Annotated in this window: 21 protein-coding genes; 15 read left to right on the top strand and 6 right to left on the bottom strand. The window is 65.2% G+C overall.

Features of this window, described 5'->3' with window-relative positions; translation table 11 throughout:
* The 4 genes from J2W36_RS05470 to J2W36_RS05455 form a co-directional block, all read right to left on the bottom strand.
* Window positions 1-954, bottom strand: a complete 954-nt coding sequence (locus J2W36_RS05470) for a branched-chain amino acid ABC transporter permease (protein WP_307688668.1) — start codon at window positions 952-954, stop codon at window positions 1-3.
* A gap of 195 nt (window positions 955-1,149) precedes the next feature.
* Complete coding sequence (locus tag J2W36_RS05465) at window positions 1,150-2,382, bottom strand: branched-chain amino acid ABC transporter substrate-binding protein (RefSeq protein ID WP_307688667.1); 1,233 nt, start codon at window positions 2,380-2,382, stop codon at window positions 1,150-1,152.
* Window positions 2,383-2,553: 171 nt separating this feature from the next.
* Window positions 2,554-3,783 carry a branched-chain amino acid ABC transporter substrate-binding protein gene (locus J2W36_RS05460; RefSeq protein WP_307688666.1) on the bottom strand — a complete coding sequence of 410 codons (1,230 nt, stop codon included), beginning with the start codon at window positions 3,781-3,783 and terminating at the stop codon, window positions 2,554-2,556.
* A gap of 156 nt (window positions 3,784-3,939) precedes the next feature.
* On the bottom strand, window positions 3,940-5,583 hold the full coding sequence (locus tag J2W36_RS05455) for a 3-(methylthio)propionyl-CoA ligase (protein WP_307688665.1): 1,644 nt from the start codon (window positions 5,581-5,583) through the stop codon (window positions 3,940-3,942).
* A gap of 156 nt (window positions 5,584-5,739) precedes the next feature.
* Here J2W36_RS05455 and J2W36_RS05450 point away from each other — a divergent pair, with 156 nt between their 5' ends.
* From J2W36_RS05450 to J2W36_RS05420, 7 genes are all read left to right on the top strand, one after another.
* Window positions 5,740-7,230, top strand: coding sequence for a protein adenylyltransferase SelO (locus J2W36_RS05450; protein ID WP_307688664.1), 1,491 nt, complete (start codon window positions 5,740-5,742; stop codon window positions 7,228-7,230).
* Window positions 7,227-7,652, top strand: coding sequence for a peptide-methionine (R)-S-oxide reductase MsrB (gene msrB, locus J2W36_RS05445; RefSeq protein ID WP_307688663.1), 426 nt, complete (start codon window positions 7,227-7,229; stop codon window positions 7,650-7,652). The genes J2W36_RS05450 and msrB overlap by 4 nt, the downstream gene beginning before the upstream one ends.
* Window positions 7,653-7,686: 34 nt before the next feature.
* Window positions 7,687-8,229, top strand: coding sequence for a septation protein A (locus J2W36_RS05440; protein WP_307688662.1), 543 nt, complete (start codon window positions 7,687-7,689; stop codon window positions 8,227-8,229).
* On the top strand, window positions 8,226-8,489 hold the full coding sequence (locus tag J2W36_RS05435; protein ID WP_307688661.1) for a BolA family protein: 264 nt from the start codon (window positions 8,226-8,228) through the stop codon (window positions 8,487-8,489). The genes J2W36_RS05440 and J2W36_RS05435 overlap by 4 nt, the downstream gene beginning before the upstream one ends.
* Before the next feature lie 106 nt (window positions 8,490-8,595).
* On the top strand, window positions 8,596-9,381 hold the full coding sequence (locus J2W36_RS05430) for a foldase protein PrsA (protein WP_307688660.1): 786 nt from the start codon (window positions 8,596-8,598) through the stop codon (window positions 9,379-9,381).
* Between the two features lie 8 nt (window positions 9,382-9,389).
* A complete protein-coding gene (locus tag J2W36_RS05425) occupies window positions 9,390-10,184 on the top strand; it encodes an AraC family transcriptional regulator (RefSeq protein ID WP_307688659.1) in 795 nt (264 codons plus the stop codon).
* A gap of 99 nt (window positions 10,185-10,283) precedes the next feature.
* The gene (locus J2W36_RS05420) at window positions 10,284-11,255 is read left to right on the top strand and encodes a DMT family transporter (RefSeq protein WP_307688658.1); all 972 of its coding nucleotides are present in this window, start codon (window positions 10,284-10,286) and stop codon (window positions 11,253-11,255) included.
* A gap of 26 nt (window positions 11,256-11,281) precedes the next feature.
* On the opposite strand, the gene J2W36_RS05415 is transcribed toward J2W36_RS05420, so the two are convergent.
* Window positions 11,282-12,091: a hypothetical protein gene (locus J2W36_RS05415; protein WP_307688657.1), complete on the bottom strand. Its 810-nt coding sequence runs from the start codon at window positions 12,089-12,091 to the stop codon at window positions 11,282-11,284.
* Window positions 12,092-12,177: 86 nt separating this feature from the next.
* Between J2W36_RS05415 and J2W36_RS05410 the strand changes: the two genes are divergently transcribed.
* The 5 genes from J2W36_RS05410 to J2W36_RS05390 all read left to right on the top strand — a co-directional run bounded on the left by J2W36_RS05410 (window position 12,178) and on the right by J2W36_RS05390 (window position 18,111).
* Complete coding sequence (locus tag J2W36_RS05410; protein WP_307688656.1) at window positions 12,178-13,200, top strand: sugar-binding transcriptional regulator; 1,023 nt, start codon at window positions 12,178-12,180, stop codon at window positions 13,198-13,200.
* A 238-nt stretch (window positions 13,201-13,438) separates the two neighbouring features.
* A complete protein-coding gene (locus J2W36_RS05405; protein ID WP_307688655.1) occupies window positions 13,439-14,770 on the top strand; it encodes an NAD(P)H-dependent oxidoreductase in 1,332 nt (443 codons plus the stop codon).
* A complete protein-coding gene (locus J2W36_RS05400; RefSeq protein WP_307688654.1) occupies window positions 14,767-15,798 on the top strand; it encodes a thiamine pyrophosphate-dependent dehydrogenase E1 component subunit alpha in 1,032 nt (343 codons plus the stop codon). The genes J2W36_RS05405 and J2W36_RS05400 overlap by 4 nt, the downstream gene beginning before the upstream one ends.
* Complete coding sequence (locus J2W36_RS05395) at window positions 15,788-16,792, top strand: alpha-ketoacid dehydrogenase subunit beta (protein WP_307688653.1); 1,005 nt, start codon at window positions 15,788-15,790, stop codon at window positions 16,790-16,792. The genes J2W36_RS05400 and J2W36_RS05395 overlap by 11 nt, the downstream gene beginning before the upstream one ends.
* A 2-nt stretch (window positions 16,793-16,794) precedes the next feature.
* On the top strand, window positions 16,795-18,111 hold the full coding sequence (locus J2W36_RS05390; protein WP_307688652.1) for an acetoin dehydrogenase dihydrolipoyllysine-residue acetyltransferase subunit: 1,317 nt from the start codon (window positions 16,795-16,797) through the stop codon (window positions 18,109-18,111).
* Between the two features lie 17 nt (window positions 18,112-18,128).
* Here the strand turns inward: J2W36_RS05390 and J2W36_RS05385 are convergent, their stop codons facing one another.
* On the bottom strand, window positions 18,129-18,755 hold the full coding sequence (locus tag J2W36_RS05385; RefSeq protein WP_307688651.1) for a hypothetical protein: 627 nt from the start codon (window positions 18,753-18,755) through the stop codon (window positions 18,129-18,131).
* A 142-nt stretch (window positions 18,756-18,897) separates the two neighbouring features.
* On the opposite strand from J2W36_RS05385, the gene J2W36_RS05380 reads away from it, so the two are divergent.
* The 3 genes from J2W36_RS05380 (at window position 18,898) to srlE (ending at window position 21,008) form a co-directional block, all read left to right on the top strand.
* Entirely contained in the window at window positions 18,898-19,293 is a 396-nt protein-coding gene (locus J2W36_RS05380; RefSeq protein WP_307688650.1) for a transcriptional regulator GutM, read from the top strand.
* A 90-nt stretch (window positions 19,294-19,383) separates the two neighbouring features.
* Entirely contained in the window at window positions 19,384-19,938 is a 555-nt protein-coding gene (srlA, locus tag J2W36_RS05375; RefSeq protein ID WP_307688649.1) for a PTS glucitol/sorbitol transporter subunit IIC, read from the top strand.
* Window positions 19,939-19,979: 41 nt separating this feature from the next.
* Window positions 19,980-21,008, top strand: a complete 1,029-nt coding sequence (gene srlE / locus J2W36_RS05370) for a PTS glucitol/sorbitol transporter subunit IIB (protein WP_307688648.1) — start codon at window positions 19,980-19,982, stop codon at window positions 21,006-21,008.
* Window positions 21,009-21,017 lie beyond the last annotated feature (9 nt).

Below are 21,017 nucleotides of genomic sequence, written 5' to 3'. Positions count from 1 at the left end.
TCAGTCTTCACGGGTTCCGAGCAGGCCCTTGGGGCGGAAGATCAGGATCAGAACGAGGAACAGATAAGGCAGGATGGGCGCGACCTGCGAGATGGTGAGCTTGAGCAGTTCGTAGCCGAAGGTCTGGTCGCTCACTGCCACGCCCAAGGCTCGCAGGCCGGTCGCAAGCGACTGGTCCATGGCCACGGCAAAGGTCTGGATGATGCCGATCAGCAGCGAGGCGAGGAATGCACCGGCCAGCGAGCCCATGCCACCGACCACAACCACCACGAAGATGATCGATCCGACCGAAGCCGCCATCGCGGGCTCCGTGACATAGGTGTTGCCGCCGATCACGCCGGCCAGACCGGCCAGCGCGGCGCCGCCACCGAACACCAGCATGAACACGCGCGGCACATTGTGGCCGAGCGCCTCCACCATCTCCGGATGCTTGAGTGCCGCCTGGATGACCAGGCCGATGCGGGTTCGCGTGAGCAGCAGCCACACCGACAGCAGCATCAGCATGGCGACCAGCATGATGAAGGACCGTGACTTGGGAAATTGGGTGCCATACAGCGTGAACAGCGGACCCTGCAACTGTGTCGGCAGCCCGTAGGGCACCGTCGAGCGGCCCCACAGCAATTGCACCACTTCGAGAATCAGGTAGGACAGGCCGAAGGTGACCAGCAGTTCGGGCACGTGGCCGAATTTGTGCACGCGCCGCAGGCTGTAGCGCTCGAAGGCCGCGCCCAGCGCAAAAACCGCCAGGGGCGCCAGCACCAGCGCCGGCCAGAAGCCGACGACGCCGGAGATCGTGTAGGCCAGGTAGGCCCCGAGCATGTAGAAACTGGTGTGCGCGAAATTGAGCACACCCATCATGCTGAAGATCAGCGTGAGGCCCGAGCTCAACATGAACAGCAGCAGCCCGTAGCTGACGCCGTTGAGCAGCGAGATAACGAAGAATTCGACGTTCATCCGACTTGTCCGTACGTGAAAAGAAAAAAGGCCCGCGTGGAGACGTCGGGCCTCGACCAACTGTCCCCGGCAACGCTCATTGCCGTTGCGCATCCTCGTGGAACACCGAGGAACCGGCTTTGCCGGGCCGCCGGTGTTGCCCCCGGCAGGGGGAAGGAGAAGCAACACGCAGTGTGCGAAGCCTGGGGGTGAGCCTCAGGACGGCCGCTTCATCTGGCACGACGTCGGCGTGCTGGCCACATACGCGTCGTAGTACTTCACAGGTGCCAGCGTGTAGCCCGTATTTTCCGGGCTGTACGGGTACTTGGCACTGGCCTTCTCCCACTTGGTGATGTACAGGCCCTGCTGGAGCTGGTGATCGGATTTGCGCAGTTCGACATCACCGTTGAAGCTCTTGAACTTCATGCCCTCCATGGCAGCGGCCACCTTGACTGGATCGGTCGACTTCGCCTTCACGAAGGCGTCGGTCAGGGCCTGGAATACCGTGTAGATGTCGGTGGTGTAGAGGTCGTCGTTGAACTTCTTCTTGAAGTCGTCGGCGTACTTCTGCATGTCGCCGCCCATGTTGTAGTGGGCATAGCCGACCTGGTAGACCTTGCCGTCGGAACCCGCACCCATCGCCGTGGGCGTGCCGGTCGTCACCGCGTAGTAGGTGTAGAACTTGACGTTCAGGCCCGAGTCGTTGGCCGCCTTGATCAGCAGTGCCAGGTCGGAACCCCAGTTGCCCGTGATCACCGTGTCGGCGCCCGAGGCCTTGATCTTCTGGATATAGGGTGCGAAATCGCGCACCTGCGCCAGCGGATGCAGGTCGTCGCCCACGATCTCCACGTCGGGCCGCTTGTCCTTGAGATTCTGCTTGGCGAACTTCGAGACCTGCTGGCCGTGCGAGTAGTTCTGGTTGATCAGATAGACCTTCTTGATCTCCGGCACGTCCTTCATGTAGGTGGTCAGCGCCTCCATCTTCATCGACGTGTCGGCATCGAAGCGGTACTGCCAATAGCTGCATTTGCTGTTGGTCAGATCGGGGTCGACGGCCGCGTAGTTCAGGTACAGCGCTTCCTTGCCGGGATTGCGCGCGTTGTTCTTTTCAAGCGCGTCGATGATTGCCAGCGCCGGCCCGGACCCGTTGCCCTGCACGATGTAGCGCGCCCCCTGGTCCATCGCTGAACGCAGCGCACTGGTGGTCTCCTGCGGGCTGAGCTTGTTGTCGATGCCGATGATCTCGAACTTCACGCCCGCCGCGTTCTTCTTGTTGAACTCCTCGGCAAAGAACTGGAAGGTCTTGAGCTGATTGGTGCCGACGGCCGCCATCAACCCCGACAGCGGGTCGAGCCAGCCGATCTTGACGGTCTCACCCTTCTGGGCGAAGGCCGCCGTTGCACTGACGAACATGACCGCAACGGCGGTGCATTTCAGAGTGAATTTCATTCGTTGTCTCCTGTTGTGACTGTCGAGTCGAAGTGAGCGTACAAGTCTTTGCACACCCTCCGCTCAGGGAATGCCCGTAAGCATCCGGCGCGCAGCGCGCTTTCTATCGCTCAGGCGACAGCACGCGCCAGACTGGTGCTACCCGACGGTAGAAAAACCAGCTTTTCCCGCTCACGGACGCTTCATCTGGCACGAGGTGGGCGTGCTGGCGACGTAGGGTTCGTAGTACTTGATGGGCGCCATCGTGTATCCGGTGTTCTCGGCGTCGTAGGCGTTCTTGCCGCCCGCCTTTTCCCAGCGCGTGATGTAAAGGCCCTGCTGCAGTTGGTGGTCGGATTTGCGCATCTCGATCTCGCCATTGAAGCTCTTGATCTTCATGCCTTCCAGCGCAGCGGCCACCTTGACGGGATCGGTCGACTTGGCCTTGACGAAGGCTGCGTCCAGCAGCGCAAAGCTGTTGTAGATCGACGTCTGTGTCATGTCGTCGTTCATCTTCTTCTTGAACTCGGCCATCAGCGGCTGGATCGGCCCGCCCATGTTGTAGTGGCCGTAGCTCACGCCGTAGACGCGCCCGGCTGCAGCCGCGCCCATGGCAGTGGGTGCGCCCGAGCCGAAGGCATAGTAGGTGTAGAAGTTGACATTGAGGCCCGCATCGTTCGCCGCCTTGAGGAGCAGCGACAGATCGGACCCCCAGTTGCCCGTGATCACCGTGTCGGCGCCCGAGGCCTTGATCTTCTGGATGTAGGGCGCGAAGTCGCGCACCTGCGCCAGAGGGTGGAGGTCGTCACCCACGATCTGGATGTCCGGACGCTTGGCCTTCAAGTCTTCCTTGGCGAATTTGGAGACCTGCTGGCCGTGCGAGTAGTTCTGACCGATGAGATAGACCTTCTTGATCTCCGGCACGTCCTTCATGTAGGTGGTCAGCGCCTCCATCTTCATCGACGTGTCGGCGTCCAGGCGAAAGTGCCAGTAACTGCACTTGCTGTTGGTCAGGTCCGGATCGACCGCCGCGTAGTTCAGGTACAGCACCTCCTTGCCGGGATTGCGCGCGTTGTTCTTCTCCAGCGCGTCGATGATCGCCAGCGCCGGACCCGAGCCGTTGCCCTGCGTCACATAGCGCGCCCCTTGGTCCATCGCCGAACGCAAGGCGCTGGTGGTCTCCTGGGGACTCAGCTTGTTGTCGATGCCGATGATCTCGAACTTCACGCCGGAAGCGTTCTTCCTGTTGAAGTCCTCGGCCAGCAGCTGATAGGTTTTGAGCTGATTGGTGCCGACGGCAGCCATCAGGCCCGACAACGGATCGAGCCAGGCGATCTTGACGGTTTCGCCCTTCTGGGCAAGGGCCGAAGCGGCCGCGGCAAGCATCGCGCAACCGGCGAGCGTCTTGATGGCAAAGTGCATGGAATGTCTCCTTGTGTTTCGATCTGAAGCCGCTCGCAGGGTACAAGCTGGCCCCGCCGCACATCACAGGGAATGCCCGCAAAAAAGGCCGCGGGAAGCGGCCTCGAGGGTTTAACTGACGCCTGGGCGACCCGTGGGGTGCCCAGACGGCCGACATCAGGCTCCTGGCAGCCTGTAGTCCTTGAGTTGTTCGCGCAGTTTCGTCTTCAGGATCTTGCCGGTGGCACCGATCGGAATCGCGTCCATGAAGACCACGTCGTCCGGAATCTGCCACTTGGCTGTCTTGCCTTCGTAGAACTGCAAGAGTTCGTCGCGCGTGACTTCGGCGTTCGGCTTCTTCACGATCACCACGATGGGGCGCTCGTCCCACTTCGGGTGAAACACCCCCACACAGGCCGCCATGGCCACGGCCGGATGCGCGACTGCAATGTTCTCGATGTCGATCGAACTGATCCATTCCCCGCCCGACTTGATCACGTCCTTGCTGCGGTCGGTGATCTGCAGGTAGCCGTCGGCGTCGATGGTGGCCACGTCGCCAGTGGGGAACCAGCCACGTTGCTGCGCATCGAGGATCAGCGGGTCGCCGCCCTCGCCCTTGAAGTATTCCTTGACGACCCACGGTCCCTTGACCAGCAGGTCACCGTAGGCCTTGCCGTCCCAGGGCAGCGCGTTGCCGTTGCCATCGACGATCTTCATGTCGACACCGAAGATTGCGCGGCCCTGCTTCATGCGGATGGCCGTCTGTGCTTCGAGTGGCAGGTCGAGATGCTTGTTCTTGAGCGTGCACAACGTGCCCAGCGGCGACATTTCGGTCATGCCCCAGGCATGCAGCACCTCGACGCCGTACTTTTCCTGGAAGGCATGAATCATGGCAGGCGGGCAGGCCGAGCCGCCGATCACCGTGCGCGTGAGCGTCGAGAATTTCAGGTCGTTGGCCTGCGCATGGCCCAGCAGCATCTGCCAGACGGTCGGCACGCCCGCAGCGAAAGTGACTTTTTCGGATTCGATCAACTCGAACACCGACTTGCCATCGAGCGCCGGCCCCGGAAACACGATCTTCGCGCCCACGAGCGCCGCCGAATACGGCAACCCCCAGGCATTGACGTGGAACATCGGCACCACGGGCAGCACGGCGTCGCGCGCCGACAGGCACATGACGTCGGGCAGGCAGGCCGCATACGCGTGCAGCAGGGTCGAACGATGGCTGTAAAGCGCGGCCTTCGGGTTGCCCGTGGTGCCGCTCGTGTAGCACATGCTCGACGCAGAGTTCTCGTCGAAGCCCGGCCAGGCGTAGTCGGTGGGCTGCGTGCCCATCCACGCTTCGTAGCTCACCAGATGGGGCACGCCACTGTCGAGCGGCAGCCGGTCTGCATCGCACAGCGCGACCCACTTCCTGATGGTCGGGCAGCGGGCGTGGACGGCTTGTACCAGCGGCAGGAAGCTCAGGTCGAAGCACAGGATCTGGTCTTCGGCGTGGTTGGCGATCCAGGCGATCTGGTCGGGATGCAGCCGCGGGTTGATCGTGTGCAGCACGCGGCCGGAGCCGCTCACGCCGTAGTAGAGCTCCAGGTGCCGGTAGCCGTTCCAGGCCAGGGTGGCGACACGGTCGCTAAAAAGCAGGTCCTCGCCGTCCAGCGCATTGGCGACCTGGCGCGCACGCGACGCGACGTCGGCCCAGGTGTAGCGGTGGATGTCGCCCTCGACCCGGCGCGAGACGATTTCGGCATCGCCATGATGGGATTCGGCGAACTCGAGCAGCGACGAGATCAGCAACGGTTGGTCTTGCATCAAACCCAGCATGGGGGAAAACTCCTGTAAATAATCGAAATCGGGCGTGCGCAGGGCCGCGACACGGCGGCCGCGCGAGCCCCCGCAGTATTGCGCACTGCAGCACGCCGCCGATACGGGAATGCCCGTAAGCGCAGAAGGACGGCGCACCTACGGGACAATCTGCGCATGACCCTGCCTACCGATATCTCCGGGCTGCGCTGGCACCACCGCTTCGCCATGCTCGGCGCCGCATTCCACACCCGGCTGCAACCCACGCCTCTGCCCGAGCCGTACTGGGTTGCACGCAGCGACGCCACGGCACGGCTGCTCGGGCTCGATGCGCAGTGGTTCGCGTCCGACGAGGCGCTGGAGGCGCTGACGGGCAGTCGGCCACTCGCTGGCGCCGAACCCCTGGCGAGCGTTTACAGCGGTCATCAGTTTGGCGTGTGGGCCGGCCAACTGGGCGATGGCCGTGCCATCCTGCTCGGGGAGACCACCGACGGGCTCGAAGTCCAGCTCAAGGGGGCAGGCCGCACGCCCTACTCGCGTGGCGGCGACGGCCGCGCAGTGCTGCGCTCGAGCATCCGCGAATTCCTGTGCAGCGAGGCCATGCATGGCCTGGGCATACCGACGACACGCGCGCTCAGCCTGACCGGCTCCGACCAGCGCGTGCGCCGGGAAACGCTGGAAACCGCCGCCGTCGTCGCCCGGGTGGCGCCCAGCTTCATCCGCTTCGGCCATTTCGAGCATTTCGCAGCCAGCGGCCAGGACGCCGAGCTGCGCGCACTGGCCGACTACGTGATCGAGCGCTACTACCCGGCCTGCCGCAGCACGGAGCGCTTCGGCGGCAATGCTTACGCCGCATTGCTCGAAGCGGTGAGCGAGCGAACCGCTGCGCTGCTGGCCCAGTGGCAGTCCGTCGGCTTCTGCCACGGCGTGATGAACACCGACAACATGAGCATCCTCGGGCTCACCATCGACTACGGCCCGTTCCAGTTCCTCGACGGTTTCGACCCCGGCCACATCTGTAACCACAGTGACACCAGCGGCCGCTATGCCTTCAACCAGCAGCCTAGTGTGGCGTACTGGAACCTGCATGCACTCGCGCAGGCGCTGCTGCCGCTGATCGGCGACAAGGAAACGGCCGTGAGCGCGCTCGCCTCGTACAAGCGGGTGTTCCCGAGCGAGTTCGACCGACGCATGCGCGCCAAGCTGGGGCTGGACACGCCGCCTCCAGGTACCGCTGTCGCAGAGGCCGAGGCCACCGATCGCCTGCTGATCGACGGCGTGCTCAGCCTGCTGGCGGCCGAGCGCACCGACTGGACGATTTTCTGGCGCCGTCTGTCGGTCGCCGTGCAGTCCGGCGACATGGCTGCGGTGACCGATCTGTTCATCGACCGCACCGGCATCGACGCGTGGCTGCCGGCCTATGCGGCTCGCCGCGCCGCAGGACCTGCGCAGGCTGCTGGCCGTATGCTGCAGGTCAACCCGAAGTTCGTCCTGCGGAACCACCTGGGGCAAGAGGCGATCGAACTCGCCCAGAACAAGGACTTCTCTGGCGTCGCGATCTTGCTGACGCTGCTGGAATCCCCATTTGACGACCATCCCGGCCATGAAGCGATGGCCGGCTTCCCGCCCGATTGGGCCTCCACGATCGAAATCAGCTGTTCATCATGACCTCTTCTTCTGCACCCAGGATCCAGAAAACCGACGCGGAATGGAAGGCCCTGCTGGCTGAGAAAGGCGCCGAACGCGCGGCTTTCGAAGTCACCCGCCACGCCGCCACCGAACGCCCCTTTACCGGCAAGTACGAAGCCCATTGGGAAGACGGCACCTATCACTGCGTGTGCTGCGGCGCCAAGCTGTTCGAGTCGGGCACCAAGTTCGACGCAGGTTGCGGCTGGCCGAGCTTCTCCGAAGAAGCCGTGCCCGGCGCCATCACCAACATCGTCGACCGCTCGCACGGCATGACGCGCACCGAGAATGTCTGCACCCAATGCGGGGCCCATCTGGGCCACGTCTTCCCGGACGGCCCGACACCGACCGGCCTGCGTTACTGCATGAATTCGGCGTCGCTCGAATTCAAGACGGCAGAATGAGGCCCGCTTTCAAGACAGCGCTGAACGCCCATCCATGAAAATTCTGCTCGACTTCTTTCCGATCCTGTTGTTTTTCGGCGCGTACAAGCTCTCCGACATTTACACCGCCACCGGCGTTCTCATGGCCGCCACCGTAGTTCAGATGGTCATCATCTATGCCATGGAGCGCAAACTGCAGACCATGCAGAAGGTGACGCTGGCGCTGATTCTGCTGTTCGGCACGCTCACCCTGGTGCTGCATGACGATCGTTTCATCAAGTGGAAGCCGACGGTGCTCTACGGCGCCATGGCCGTGGCCCTGGTCGTCGCCTACTGGGGCTTTCGCAAGAACGTGCTGCAGGCCATGCTGGGCAGCCAGCTGCAGTTGCCCACGCGCGTATGGTCGAACCTGAACATCGGCTGGATCGCCTACTGCCTCTTCATGTCGGCCATCAACGCCTACGTGGCGATGTACTTCAGCACCGAAGCCTGGGTCAACTTCAAGCTCTGGGGCTACGCGTTCCCGATCGTCTTCCTGCTGGCCCAGGGGCTGTACATTTCGCCTCACCTGAAATCCGACGACAAGCCGACCGCATGAGCCTGCCCCACGCCACTGACCTCGATGCCGTGCTGCGCAGCAGCTTGCAACCCACGTATCTCGAGGTGATCGACGAAAGTGCCTCGCACGCCGGCCATTCCGGCGCCGGTGTCGAGGGCTACGGCACGCATTTCAGGGTGCGTGTCGCATCGCCACTGTTCGATGGAAAGACGCGCGTTGCGCGGCATCGGCTTGTGTATGATGCATTGCACTTTTTCATTGCTCAAGGCGTTCACGCCATCGCCATCGAAACGCTCTAGGCTTCAGGCCCACAGGTCGGCGCCTGACAGCCGCAAGAGACAACGTCTTCCCCATCCGCGCTTTGCGCGCCATCACTCTCAGAGTCCCGAGGACTTTTCCCCCTAAATGAAACACTTCAACCTGAAGACCGTTGCGGTCGCCGCCGTGATGACTCTCGCCGCCGCAGGCGCCCTGGCACAGAACGTGGCGATTGTGAATGGCAAGGCCGTGCCGAAGGCACGCATGGAAGCGCTGGCGCAGCAGCTCGCCGCGGCCGGCCGCCCCGTTGGGCCCGAGATGGAGAACCAGCTGCGCGATGAAGTCATTGCGCGCGAAATCTTCATGCAGGAAGCCCAAAAGCAAGGGCTCGATGCCACCGACGACTACAAGAACCAGCTGGAAATCGCGCGTCAGGCCATCATGATCCGCGCGCTGTTCGACAACTACCGCAAGACCAGCCCGGTGACCGATGCCGAAGTGAAGGCCGAATACGACAAGTTCGTTGCGGCCAATGGCGGCAAGGAATACAAGGCGCGCCACATCCTGGTGGAAACCGAAGACCAGGCCAAGAAGATCATTGCCGACGTCAAGAAGGGCGGCAGCTTCGAGGACATCGCCAAGAAGCAATCGAAGGACCCTGGATCGGGCGCCAACGGCGGCGACCTCGACTGGGCCAGCCCCGCGAGCTTCGTGCCCGAGTTCTCGGAAGCGATGGTCAAGCTCAAGCCCGGCGAAATGACGCAGGTGCCGGTCAAGTCGCAGTTCGGCTATCACATCATCCGTGTGGACGAAGTGCGCGATGCGCAGTTGCCCAAGCTGGACGAAGTCAAGCCACAGATCACCCAGCAGCTGCAGCAGCAGAAGCTGCAGAAGTTCCAGGAAGAACTCCGCGCCAAAGCCAAGGTGGAGTAAGCGCGCGGGTGGACCAGGCCGAATTTCGGAGCGTGCCCGGCCTGGCGGGCGTGGAACTGTACCGGGCGCACATCACGCAGCGCGCCTTCGAGCCGCACACGCACCAGGCGTACGGCCTGGGCATGATCGAGGCCGGCGTCGAGCGCTTCCGGTATGGCGGGACGGACCATTTGGCCGCCCCGCAGTCCATCGTGACGATGCATCCGGACATGTTGCACACCGGCCGTGCCGAAACTTCGGACGGCTGGCGCTATCGGATGCTTTACGTCGATCCCGTGCTGGTCGACGAGCTCAGCGGCGAGGCGCACTGGTCGTTCGACGACGTGGTGACGTCGCGCCATCCTGGCTTGGCGCAGCGCATCGCGTTGCTGCATCGTCGACTCTGGCAATGCGACGACAGGCTCGAGGCCGATGGGCTGCTGCTGGAATTCATGAGCGCGCTGCGCCCCCTGGCTCGCACCGGCGCCGGGCCTGCGCGCGACGGGGGGGCGGCACGCCTGGACCCGGTCCTCGACTACATGCGCGCAACGCTGCGTGAGCGCATCTTGCTGGCCGACCTGGCGGCAGTCGTGCAACTGAGCCCTTTTCACTTCCTTCGCAAGTTCAAGGCGCAATACCACGTCACTCCCCACCAGATGTTGATGGCCTTGCGCCTTTTTGCGGCCAAGCAGATGCTGGCGCTGCGCCTGCCGCCGGCCGAAGTGGCGGCAGCGGCAGGGCTCACCGATCAGGCCCATCTGACACGGGCGTTCGCGCGCCGGTATGGGGTCACCCCGTCGCGCTACCAGCGGCAAGTGAGCTGATCGCCTCCCCGTCGTGCACCAGCGCAAGCTGGTACAAGACAGCGGCTCGACCTGTCGCCAAGATGCAGGCTGACTACAAGGCATCGGAAGGGCAAGGCAATGGGAGCAGGCGTGGCATTCGCGTTGACGGCAGGTTTGATGTGGGGTCTGGTGTTTGTCGGCCCCCTCCTCCTGCCCGAATATCCGCCGGCGCTGCACACGGTGGGGCGCTACATGGCCTTCGGCCTGATCGCCCTGCCGATGGCCTGGTGGGATCGCCGCGAATTGCGGCGTCTCACCCGCGCCGACTGGACGGAGGCGCTCAAGCTTTCAGCAGTGGGCAACCTGCTCTATTACATGTTTCTCTCCAGCGCGATCCAGCGGGCGGGCGCGCCACTGCCGACGATGATCATCGGTACGCTGCCGGTGGTCATCGCCATCACAGCCAACCTGCGCAATCCGGCACGTGACGGGCAACTGCCCTGGCGATGGCTGACACCGGCCCTGCTGGTCATCCTGACGGGCATCGCCTGTGTCAACCAGGTCGAATTCGAGGCGCTCTCGCGCGAGTCTGCGGCCGAGCGGAGCCGCTATTTCCAAGGTGCGATGTGCGCCCTGGGCGCAGTGGCGTGCTGGACGTGGTATCCCCTGCGCAACGGCGACTGGATGCGCGCCCATCCAGACCGCAACGCACGCACCTGGGCCACCGCCCAGGGCTTGACCACCTTGCCGCTGGCGCTCCTGGGTTACGTGGTCTACCTCGCATGGGAGCTGGCATCGTCGCCCGCCGGGGCCGTCGTGGCGCCCTTGGGGCCACGCCCGTGGACTTTCGTGGGCCTCATGGCCGCCATCGGCCTGTTTGCATCGTGGGTGGGCACGTTGTGCTGGAACGCCGCCAGCCAGCGGCTGCCCACCGCATTGGTGGGGCAGCTCATCGTGTTCGAGACGCTGGCGGCGCTGCTCTACGCTTTTCTGCTGCGTGGCACATGGCCTGACGGCGTGGCCCTGTTCGGGATCGGATTGCTGATCGCCGGCGTGTGGGGCGCGGTGCGCATTCGGCCAGTGAGGGAACCCGTCCCGACGCCGGATTGACAACAACGCAGCGCGCGCTTCGCGCCTCAGACGTGGCGCAGCGCGAAGCGCATCCAGCGGGCCAGACCGGTCGCTGATGCACCGACAGCCAAGTCGCTTCCCCAAGCATCTCGCGTTGCGCCCACGATCTCGTCGGCCATCCACAACGCGGTGATGGTTTGTTCCTTCGGCGTCAGTTCCGGCAGGCCCACCGCGATCTCACCGGCCAGCACCGTGCAGACAGCGGCCTGCCAGGCCAACTCCGCCGTCGCAAGGAGGCCCTCACGCTCGGGTAGGGCTGCTGGCACCAGAATGTCCGACTTTGCTAGCGCCAGAATGGCATGTGCCAGCAGTCCGAACCTGTCACGCTCCACAGCGGCCGATTCGCTGCCGAGCCAATGCCCCGCGCGTTCGATGCCCTGCTCCCTGACGAACACATCCGTGCGCCCTTTCATCGCCAGCCAATGACGGTAGCGCCAGTAGTGATCCTGCGTGAAACGTCGCAACGCGCTGGATTCCACGCCGTTGTCGAAGTAGGATCCCGAGGAACACAACGGGACTTCCAGCGCGCGATAGGCGCCGTCGGAAGACAGCAGATCGACCGCCGCACGATCGACTGTCCGCAGCAAGCGGGCCGTGGTCCGCATCGCGCGCTCCAACGGCTCGCCCAACAGCGCCAGGGGCCCTGAGACGGACCCTCGGTCCTCCGCCGCGGCCTGCGCGCCCTGGAGCAGTCGCCGAGCACCCTGCCGCAGATTGAAACGCACTTCGCGCACGCCGTCTTTCACCGCCAATCCCATGTCGTCTGCGCGCAGGGGCAATTCAAATTTGGGCGGGCAACCGTTGTTCTCCATCATGAACTCCTGTTCATCCAGTTTGCTTTTAGTAGCATAGTCGTATGAGCCCGGAACGGGCTGAACTTCAGCGACGCGAGCGTACTCCTTTGACTAAAAAGACCAAGCCGAGCCCGGCCCTCGACGACGGCGCCGAATTCGACGCCCCGGCCGCAGACCGCAACCTCGCCAGTGCGCGTACGCGACGCATGCGCCTTCGGGCCGCTTGGATGTACTTCATCGAGGAGATGACGCAGAACGAGATCGCCCAGCAGCTCGGCGTCGGCCGCGTGACGGTCGTGCGGCTGCTGTCGGACGCGCGCGACCGCCATGAGGTCAAGTTCAGCATCGAGAGCGGGCTCTCGGAATGCGTTCGGCTCGAACGCGAACTGGAAAAGCGCTTCGGCCTCCGCGAAGCGATCGTGGTGCCGATGCTCGGCCCCGACGCCGACCCGAGCAAGTCGATCGGCGCGGCCACGGGGCTCTACTTGTCGAACTTCGTGCGGGCCGGCATGAAGATCGGCGTGGGCTGGGGCCGCACGCTGCACGAGTCGCTGCGCTACATCCACGAATCTCCACTGGCCGACATGTCGGTGGTGTCGCTGCTGGGCGGCATCACGCGGGTCAAGCGGTCGAACCCGTCGGAGTTCGCCTGGCGCTTCTCGAGCCTGTTCCAGGCCGAGTGCTACCTGCTGCCCGCACCGGCCATCGTCGACACACCGCAGACACGCCAGTCACTCATCGAACGCTGCGGCCTGGGCGAAGGCTTCGAGCGCGCCAAGTCGCTCGACGCCGTGCTCATCAGCGTAGGCAACCTCGAGCCCACCGGCACGGCCTACCGCGACGGATTCGTGTCGGACGCGCTGCGTCGCTCGATGATCCAGAACGGCGCAGTCGGCGAGGTGCTGTTCCATTATTTCGATGCGCAGGGAAAGCTGATCGACCACCCCATCCACGACTGCGTGATGGCCATCCCTACCAGCACGCTGCAGCGGGTGTCGCAGCGGATCATCGCGTCGGGCGGCCTCGACAAGGCACCCGCGATGCTGGGGGCGCTGCGGCTGGTCAAGCCCACCGTGCTCGTGACGGACGAGGCGGCCGCGTCCCGCATCCTCGAGCTCGACGCCGCCTGAGCGCCAGGCAGCAGCGGCGCATCAACGCCGCTGCTGCACCCCCACACCCCTATCGTTCCTGAAGCGGCGCCTCGCAACAAGGCGCCGCCCAGGGCTTCCTGCGTGTTTCTCCAACGTCTAAGGGATTCCACGGGGTCGACGCGTCTTGCTTGTCAAATGAACATAGTGACAAAATACAATTCAAATGTTCAACCACAGCGCGACACCGCCTACAGCGCATTCACTCCCGGAGAATCCCTTGAACGGTTTCATTCCCAGCGGCCTTGCAGCCGATCTGCAATTGCGTGCCCAGACGGGCAAGCCCATCCGGATCGGGCTCATCGGCTCCGGGATGATGGGCGGCGACATCGTCACCCAGGTGCTGCAGATGCGCGGCATCGTGGTCGCGGCAATCGCCGACATCCACGTGCCGGCGGCCATCGCGGCACTGCAGGAGGCCGGGCACGGCCCGGATGCGCACCGCGTGACCGACTCGCAGCCGGCGTTCGATGACGCGGTCCACGGCGGGCGCATCGCCGTCACACAAGACGCGCAGTTCGTCTGCCGCAGCGAACTGATCGACGTGGTGGTCGACGCCACCGGCAAGCCCGCCGTCGGCGCGACCATTGGGCTGTCGGCCATGGAGCACGGCAAGCACCTGGTGATGATGAACGTCGAGGCCGACGTGACCATCGGCGCCTATCTGAAGCACGAGGCCGATCGCCTGGGCGTGATCTACTCGCTGGGCGCCGGGGACGAGCCGAGCTCGACCATCGAGCTGATCCAGTTCGTCTCGGCCCTGGGCTATCCCGTGGTCGCCGCGGGCAAGGGCAAGAACAACCCGCTGAACATCGACGCGACGCCCGACGACTATGCCGAGGAGGCGCGCAGCAAGCACCTCAACCCGCGCATGCTGGTGGAGTTCGTCGACGGCTCCAAGACGGCGGTCGAGATGAGCGCCATAGCCAACGCGACCGGCCTGGTGCCCGACGTGCCCGGCATGCACGGTCCGGCTGCCGGCCTGGACGAGCTGCACCAGGTGCTCTGCCCGATCGAGGACGGCGGCATTCTGACGCGTAAGGGCGTGGTCGACTACACCATCGGCAAGGGCGTAGCGCCAGGCGTGTTCGTGGTGGCCGAGATGGCGCACCCGCGGCTGCGCGAGCGCATGGACTACCTCAAGCTCGGCAAGGGCCCCTACTACACCTTCTACCGGCCCTACCACCTGTGCGCCTTCGAGGTGCCACTGACCTGCGCGCGCGCCGTGCTCTACGGCCGTGCCGACATGGCGCCGATCGCCAAGCCGACCGCCGAAGTGTGCGCGGTGGCCAAGCGCGACCTGCGTCCCGGCGACAAGCTCGATGCCATCGGCGAATACACCTACCGAGCCTGGGCCATGACGGCGGAGGACGCGCGCCGCGACGGCGCAGTGCCTTGCGGGCTGCTCGAGCAGGGCACGGTGCTGCAGCCGATCCGCAAGGGCGAACTGCTGACCTACGCCAACACGGCGGTCGATGCCACCTCGCGTATCGTCGAGCTGCGCCGCCGGCAGGACGAGCTGATCTACGGCAAGGCAGGAGTCGCCGCATGACCGCCACCGTCGGCACCGAAGGCATCCCGCGCATCTTCGAGCGCTTCAGCCCGCAGGCACTGCAGGGCTTCCTGCGCCAGATGTACCTGATCCGCCAGTTCGAGGAAGGCGCCGAGCAGGCCTACATGCGCGGCCTGGTACACGGCACGATGCACCTGTCGATCGGTCAGGAGGCCAGCGCGGTCGGCGTGTGCTCGGTGCTGGAACGCGCCGACTACATCACCTCGACCCACCGCGGCCACGGCCACTGCATCGCCAAGGGTGCCGAGCCGAAATTCATGTTCGCCGAGTTCTTCGGCAAGGACACGGGCTACTGCCGCGGTCGCGGCGGCTCGATGCACATCGCCGACCTGGCGACCGGCAACCTCGGCGCGAACGGCATCGTGGGCGGCGGCCTGCCAATCGCGGTGGGCGCCGCCCTCGCCCTGCAGCAGGAAAAGCGGCCGCAGGTGGTGGTGAGCTTCTTCGGCGACGGCGCGAACAACGAGGGCGCCTTCCACGAGAGCCTCAACATGGCGGCGATCTGGAAGCTACCGGTGGTGTTCGTGTGCGAGAACAACCAATACGGGATGTCGACCTCGACCGAGCGCTCCACCGCGGTCAAGCGCATCGCCCAACGCGCCCAGGCCTACGACATGCCAGGCGTGACCGTCGACGGCAATGACTTCGCCGCCGTGGCCGAGGCGTCGGCGACGGCTGTCGACCGCGCACGCAGCAGACAGGGTCCGTCGCTGCTCGAATGCCTGACCTACCGCCACCGCGGCCACTCAAAAAGCGATCGCAACCGCTATCGCACCAAGGAAGAGATCGATTCGTGGATCGCGCGCGATCCGATCGGCCGCTTCCAGCACACGCTGATGTCGCACGGCCTGATCGACGAACCCCAGGTCGCGGCACTGGTCGCCAGCGTCGAGCGCGAGATCGCCGAGGGCATCGAGTTCGCCAAGGACAGCCCGGCGCCCGAGCTGTCGAGTCTCACGTCCTTCGTCTATGCCAAAGCACCCGGGGAGTCAGCACATGTCGGTTGAGGTCGAAGCCCGCGAGCTCAGTTACTCGCAAGCCATCCAGGAAGCGCTGGCCATCGCCATGGAGCGCGACGAGCGCGTGTTCCTGATGGGCGAGGACATCGGCGTCTACGGCGGCGCCTTCCAGGTCACGGGCGACTTGGTGCATCGCTTCGGCGAGTCGCGCGTGATCGACACGCCGATCTCCGAACTCGGCGGTGCCGGCGTGGCCGTCGGTGCGGCGCTGCTCGGTCGTCGACCGGTGTTCGAGTTCCAGTTTTCGGACTTCTCGGCATTGGCGATGGAACAGATCGTCAACCAGGCCGCGAAGATCCGCTTCATGCTGGGCGGCAAGGCCTCGGTGCCGCTGGTGATGCGATTCCCGAGCGGCTCCGGCACTGGCGCCGCCGCGCAGCACAGCCAGAGCCTGGAAGCCTGGCTGGCGCACGTGCCCGGCCTGAAGGTAGTTCAGCCGAGCACGCCGCACGATGCCAAGGGCATGCTGCTGGCAGCCATCGAGGACCCGGACCCAGTGATGTTCTTCGAGCACAAGCTGCTCTACAAGATGAAGGGCCCGGTGCCCGAGGGCTACTACACCGAGCCGTTGCACCAGGCGCGGGTGCGGCGCACCGGCGATCAGGTCACGATTGCGGCCAATTCGATCATGGTGCACAAGGCGCTCGAAGCCGCCACGCAATTGGCCACCGAAGGCATCTCGGTCGAGGTGATCGACCTGCGCTCGCTGCGGCCGATGGACTACGGCACCGTGATCGACAGCGTCACCAAGACCACACGCCTGGTGTGCGTGTACGAAGGCACCAAGCAATTCGGCATCGGCACCGAGGTCAGCGCCGCCATCGCCGAGAGCGCGGCCTTCGACCGGCTGGACGCACCGATCGTGCGCCTGGGCGGCGCCGACTGCCCGCTGCCCTACAACCCCGACCTCGAACGCGCCGCCGTGCCGCAGGTGCCCGACATCGTCGCCGCGGTGCGCCGCACGGTGCACGGAAGGACTTGAACATGGTGACCGAAGTCATCCTGCCGCGCGTCGACATGGACATGGCAGAGGGCAAGATCGCCCTCTGGTACGTGAAGAACGGCGACACCGTCACCAAAGGTCAGGTGCTGTTCGAAATCGAGACCGACAAGGCGACGATGGAAGTGGAATCGACGGCCCACGGGGTGATCGACAGCATTCATGCGGAACTCGGCGTGGCGATCCCGGTGGGCCAGGTGGTGGCGTGGATCCGGGCGCCGGGCGAGGCTGCAGCGCACGCCGACATGGCCCCGGCAGCGGCAGCGAGTGGCCAAGGCGCGGCACTAGCGCCCGCATCGTCAGACGCTGCAACCGCGGCGAAACCCGCAACGACGGTCGACACCGGCCGGCGTGCCGCCGACGTCACGCCGAACGACCGCACTGCACTGCTGCGCGCCACACCGCTCGCCCGCAGCCTGGCCCGAGAGCGCGGGATCGACCTGAACGCGCTGAGCGGCAGCGGTCCGCACGGTCGCATACTCGGTTGCGACGTGCCCAACACTCAGTCGACGCGCGAAGCAGACGGAAGCGGACCGTCGCTCCATCTGCACTGGTGGCAGCGCGGCAACGGGTTGCCCGTACTGCTGCTGCACGGCTTCGGCGCCGACCACGGCTCGTGGCGACCGTTGGCGCAGCAGTTGCCGTCGCAACTCCCGCTCGTCGGTATCGACCTGCCACATCATGGCAAATCGCCCGCGCTGCCGGTCGAATCGCTCAAGAACATCGCTGAAGCGGTTGGCCGCCGGCTGGACCAGGAAGGCATCACGGCCTGTCACGTGCTGGGCCATTCGCTGGGCGGCGGTGTTGCGCTCGCATTGGCTGCGGCGCAACCGGAGCGGGTGCGCTCGCTCACGCTGCTGGCGCCCGCGGGGCTCGGCGCGGAGATCGACCGCGGCTTCATCGAGGGCCTGACACGTGCGGATACGGAAGCATCGCTGAAGGCGACCCTGAGTGCGCTGTTCCACGATTCGGCCGCCCTCACCGGCTCCTTCGTCGCTACCGCGTTCCAGCAGTTGCAGGCGCCCGGCCGCCAGGCCGCGTTGTCGGCCCTGGCCGGCGAGCTCATGCCCGAAGGTCAGCAGGCGGAAAGCCTGCGCGAAACGCTCGAAGCATTGCGTGTGCCGGTCAAGCTGATCTGGGGTGTGGCGGACCGGATCGTTCCGGCATCGCATGCGACCGGCGTGTCCGGACGCGTCGCGCTGCACCTGATCCCGAATGTCGGCCATCTGCCGCAGATCGAGGCCGTATCGCTGGTGGCGGAATTGCTGGTCGAGCAGGTGCGTGCAGGCACCGCCTCATGAACACCCGCCGCGGCCCCTCAACCGCCCGAGCTGGGCAGCGCGTCCTGCACGGCGCCCGGCGCGTGCGCCTGCACGCGCTGCGCCAGTGCACGCCGCACGGCGGGACGTTCGGCGATGAGGAGCGGCGCCTGCCAGACCGGCTCGAGTCCGGTAAACAGGTCGAGGAAGGACACGGCGCTGCTCGCGTCCTCGGCCGTGTTTTCGAGGAAGCTGGGCCAGTGGACCGAATGCTCGTCCTGCACCTGGAGAACCGGCATCGGCGCGCCGATCGACATGCGCCATGCCGCCAGCACCGTCAGCACGGTGCGGGTCAGCGCGAACAGCTCACGGCTGCGCTCCCCATGAGGCAGCACGACGGGGTGGTGCACGATCAACTGATAGAGCAGCTGGCCGCTCAGGAAGTGGGAGAAGTCCACCGGGTCGAGGGGCGCCAAACCGCGGTCGCGGTCCAGCGCGGCGGCCCACGCCCAGAAGCTCTTGCCGAGGGCATCGATGTCGACCGCCACGGGATCAGTGGCGCCAGCATTGCCGGCCGACGCCTGCAGGATCGGCGGTATCGCGTCGCGGAACCAGCGCCATCGTCCGAGCAGATCGGGCAACTGCGGCTCGCTGCCCCATCGGATCGCTAAATCGACATCCAGCATGGAAGGCTCTCCTCGATGAACACCCCGGTATTGAACATATTGACTTGCAAAAACACAAATGTACCATCGATCAGCCGGACAGCCGCCGGCTGCGAGTGACCCTTCAACCCTTCGGACATCGTATCCGCCTGAGGAGACATAGATGCAATTCACCCAAAGCGCCCTGCTGATGTTGCTGCTGTTCTGGACGCTGCAGATCGTCGGGTCCTGGATTCAGTGGAAGAACTACCGCACCGCACTCGGCCACGCCACCCGCCGCTGGGGCGATGGCTACGTCGGCATGGGGCGGGCGCAGCCGCGCTTCGGCTTCGGCGTCATCGCGCTGCTGGAAGTGTCGCCCGATCTCGAAGTCCGCAGCCTTCAGACGATGTCGGGCATCACGGTCTTCGCGCGCTTCAAGCCGCTCGCCGGCATGCAGCAGGGGTCGCTGGCCGAGCTCGCCCGCCGCTACGCACCCGGAACCGACGACAGCAAACTGGCCCGCGCGGTGCGGCAGGCGATCACGCAGGTCGAGGAGGTGCGCGCAAAAAAAGGATGACTTCTCACACCCTCTCTTTTTTCCCGATCGTTCCCGATGGCCAGAACGGCCTCGCCCCATCCCAACGCATACTAAAAATGGTGGAGACACATGGACACCTTTGAATTCCTCGCTCGCGGCGCCGAAGCCTTCATCGGCGTCTTCAACGCCGGCGGCAAGACCTTCGTCGGCTTCGTCACCGGCATCCTTCCGACCCTGATCGTGCTGCTCACCGCGGTCTATACGCTGATCGGCCTGGTCGGCGAGCAGCGGGTGCACCGGCTGGCCAAGTTCGCCGCCGGCAACGTGCTGACCCGCTATACGCTGCTGCCGCTGCTGGCCATGTTCTTTCTGACCAACCCGATGGCCTACACCTTCGGCATGTTCGTGGAAGAGAAGCACAAGCCGGCCTTCTACGACTCGGCCGTGTCGTTGTGCCACCCGATCACCGGGCTGTTCCCGCACTGCAATCCGGGGGAGTTGTTCGTCTGGCTCGGCGTGGCGACGGCCATCACCAAGCTCGCGGAAACCGGCAACGCACCCTTCTCGCTCGCCAAACTCGCATTGGCCTATCTGTTGGTCGGCCTGGTCGTGAACCTGCTCAAGGGCATCGTGACCGAATGGATCACCGCCATCATCGCCAAGCGCGAAGGCGTGGAACTCTGATCGACGACGGACCCATCACCCACAAAAACGAGGAGACATCCATGTCGAACAGAACATTCAGGTCGGTCACCGTCAGCAGCGGCCCCGGGGGCTGGGGCGGCCCGCTGGTCATCACACCGACGGCCGAACGCGACAAGATCATGGCCGTGACCGGCGGCGACATCCCGGAAGTGGCGCGCCAGCTCGCCGCCATGACGGGTGCGACGGTGGTCGACGGCTTTCGCGCCCCGCCGCCCGAGAGCGAAGTCGCAGCGGTCGTGGTCGACTGCGGCGGCACCGCCCGCTGCGGCGTGTACCCGCGCAAGCGCATCCCGACGATCAACCTGACGCCCGTGGGCAAGTCCGGCCCGCTGGCCGACTACATTACCGAAGACATCTACGTGTCCGGCGTGACGGTGAAGAACCTGAGCGACGGCGGCAGCGCAGCGCCTGCAGGCGCAGCAGCAGCAACCAGCTTCGGCGGTGCCCCGGCAGGATTCGCCGGTGCCGCTGCCGCCACCGCATCGGTCGGCGGTGGCGCCGCGGCCGTGTCGCAGGGCGGGCTGATCGGCTTCATCACTACGATCGGGCGCGGCATGGGCGGCGTGATCAACGTGCTGTTCAACAGTGGCCGCAAGTCGATCGACCAGGTGCTGCGCAACGTGCTGCCCTTCATGGCCTTCGTGACCATGCTGATCGGCATCATCAATTCGACCGGCATTGGCACGTTGCTGGCACACCTTCTGGAGCCGCTGGCCGGCAACGTGTTCGGCCTTTTGGTGCTGTCGGCCATCTGCGGCCTGCCCTTCCTGTCGCCGATCCTCGGCCCGGGCGCGGTGATCGCACAGGTGATCGGGGCGGCCATCATCGGACCGGCGATCGCCAACGGCACCATCCCGCCCGCCATGGCACTGCCCGCGCTGTTCGCCTACGACACCCAGGTCGGCTGCGACTTCGTGCCGGTCGGCCTCGCGCTCGGCGAAGCCAAGCCCGACACCATCCGCATCGGCGTGCCCGCGGTGCTGATCTCGCGCCAGCTCATGGGCCCGGTGTCGGTAGCGATTGCCTGGGCGGCCAGCTTCATTCTCTAATGCACTTTT

Source organism: Variovorax ginsengisoli, assembly GCF_030811835.1.
GTDB lineage: Bacteria > Pseudomonadota > Gammaproteobacteria > Burkholderiales > Burkholderiaceae_C > Variovorax > Variovorax ginsengisoli_C.
This window is presented reverse-complemented; position numbering and strand designations above follow the sequence as displayed.

Excerpts from the sequence above, each read along its gene's own strand:
- J2W36_RS05455 (WP_307688665.1), bottom strand. The coding sequence starts at position 5,583 with ATGCTGGGTTTGATGCAAGACCAACCGTTGCTGATCTCGTCGCTGCTC.
- J2W36_RS05415 (WP_307688657.1), bottom strand. The coding sequence starts at position 12,091 with ATGATGGAGAACAACGGTTGCCCGCCCAAATTTGAATTGCCCCTGCGC.
- J2W36_RS05450 (WP_307688664.1), top strand. The coding sequence starts at position 5,740 with ATGACCCTGCCTACCGATATCTCCGGGCTGCGCTGGCACCACCGCTTC.
- J2W36_RS05470 (WP_307688668.1), bottom strand. The coding sequence starts at position 954 with ATGAACGTCGAATTCTTCGTTATCTCGCTGCTCAACGGCGTCAGCTAC.
- J2W36_RS05390 (WP_307688652.1), top strand. The coding sequence starts at position 16,795 with ATGGTGACCGAAGTCATCCTGCCGCGCGTCGACATGGACATGGCAGAG.
- J2W36_RS05435 (WP_307688661.1), top strand. The coding sequence starts at position 8,226 with ATGAGCCTGCCCCACGCCACTGACCTCGATGCCGTGCTGCGCAGCAGC.
- srlE (WP_307688648.1), top strand. The coding sequence starts at position 19,980 with ATGTCGAACAGAACATTCAGGTCGGTCACCGTCAGCAGCGGCCCCGGG.
- J2W36_RS05465 (WP_307688667.1), bottom strand. The coding sequence starts at position 2,382 with ATGAAATTCACTCTGAAATGCACCGCCGTTGCGGTCATGTTCGTCAGT.
- J2W36_RS05440 (WP_307688662.1), top strand. The coding sequence starts at position 7,687 with ATGAAAATTCTGCTCGACTTCTTTCCGATCCTGTTGTTTTTCGGCGCG.
- J2W36_RS05400 (WP_307688654.1), top strand. The coding sequence starts at position 14,767 with ATGACCGCCACCGTCGGCACCGAAGGCATCCCGCGCATCTTCGAGCGC.
- J2W36_RS05380 (WP_307688650.1), top strand. The coding sequence starts at position 18,898 with ATGCAATTCACCCAAAGCGCCCTGCTGATGTTGCTGCTGTTCTGGACG.
- J2W36_RS05385 (WP_307688651.1), bottom strand. The coding sequence starts at position 18,755 with ATGCTGGATGTCGATTTAGCGATCCGATGGGGCAGCGAGCCGCAGTTG.
- J2W36_RS05420 (WP_307688658.1), top strand. The coding sequence starts at position 10,284 with ATGGGAGCAGGCGTGGCATTCGCGTTGACGGCAGGTTTGATGTGGGGT.
- srlA (WP_307688649.1), top strand. The coding sequence starts at position 19,384 with ATGGACACCTTTGAATTCCTCGCTCGCGGCGCCGAAGCCTTCATCGGC.
- J2W36_RS05395 (WP_307688653.1), top strand. The coding sequence starts at position 15,788 with ATGTCGGTTGAGGTCGAAGCCCGCGAGCTCAGTTACTCGCAAGCCATC.
- J2W36_RS05430 (WP_307688660.1), top strand. The coding sequence starts at position 8,596 with ATGAAACACTTCAACCTGAAGACCGTTGCGGTCGCCGCCGTGATGACT.
- J2W36_RS05460 (WP_307688666.1), bottom strand. The coding sequence starts at position 3,783 with ATGCACTTTGCCATCAAGACGCTCGCCGGTTGCGCGATGCTTGCCGCG.
- msrB (WP_307688663.1), top strand. The coding sequence starts at position 7,227 with ATGACCTCTTCTTCTGCACCCAGGATCCAGAAAACCGACGCGGAATGG.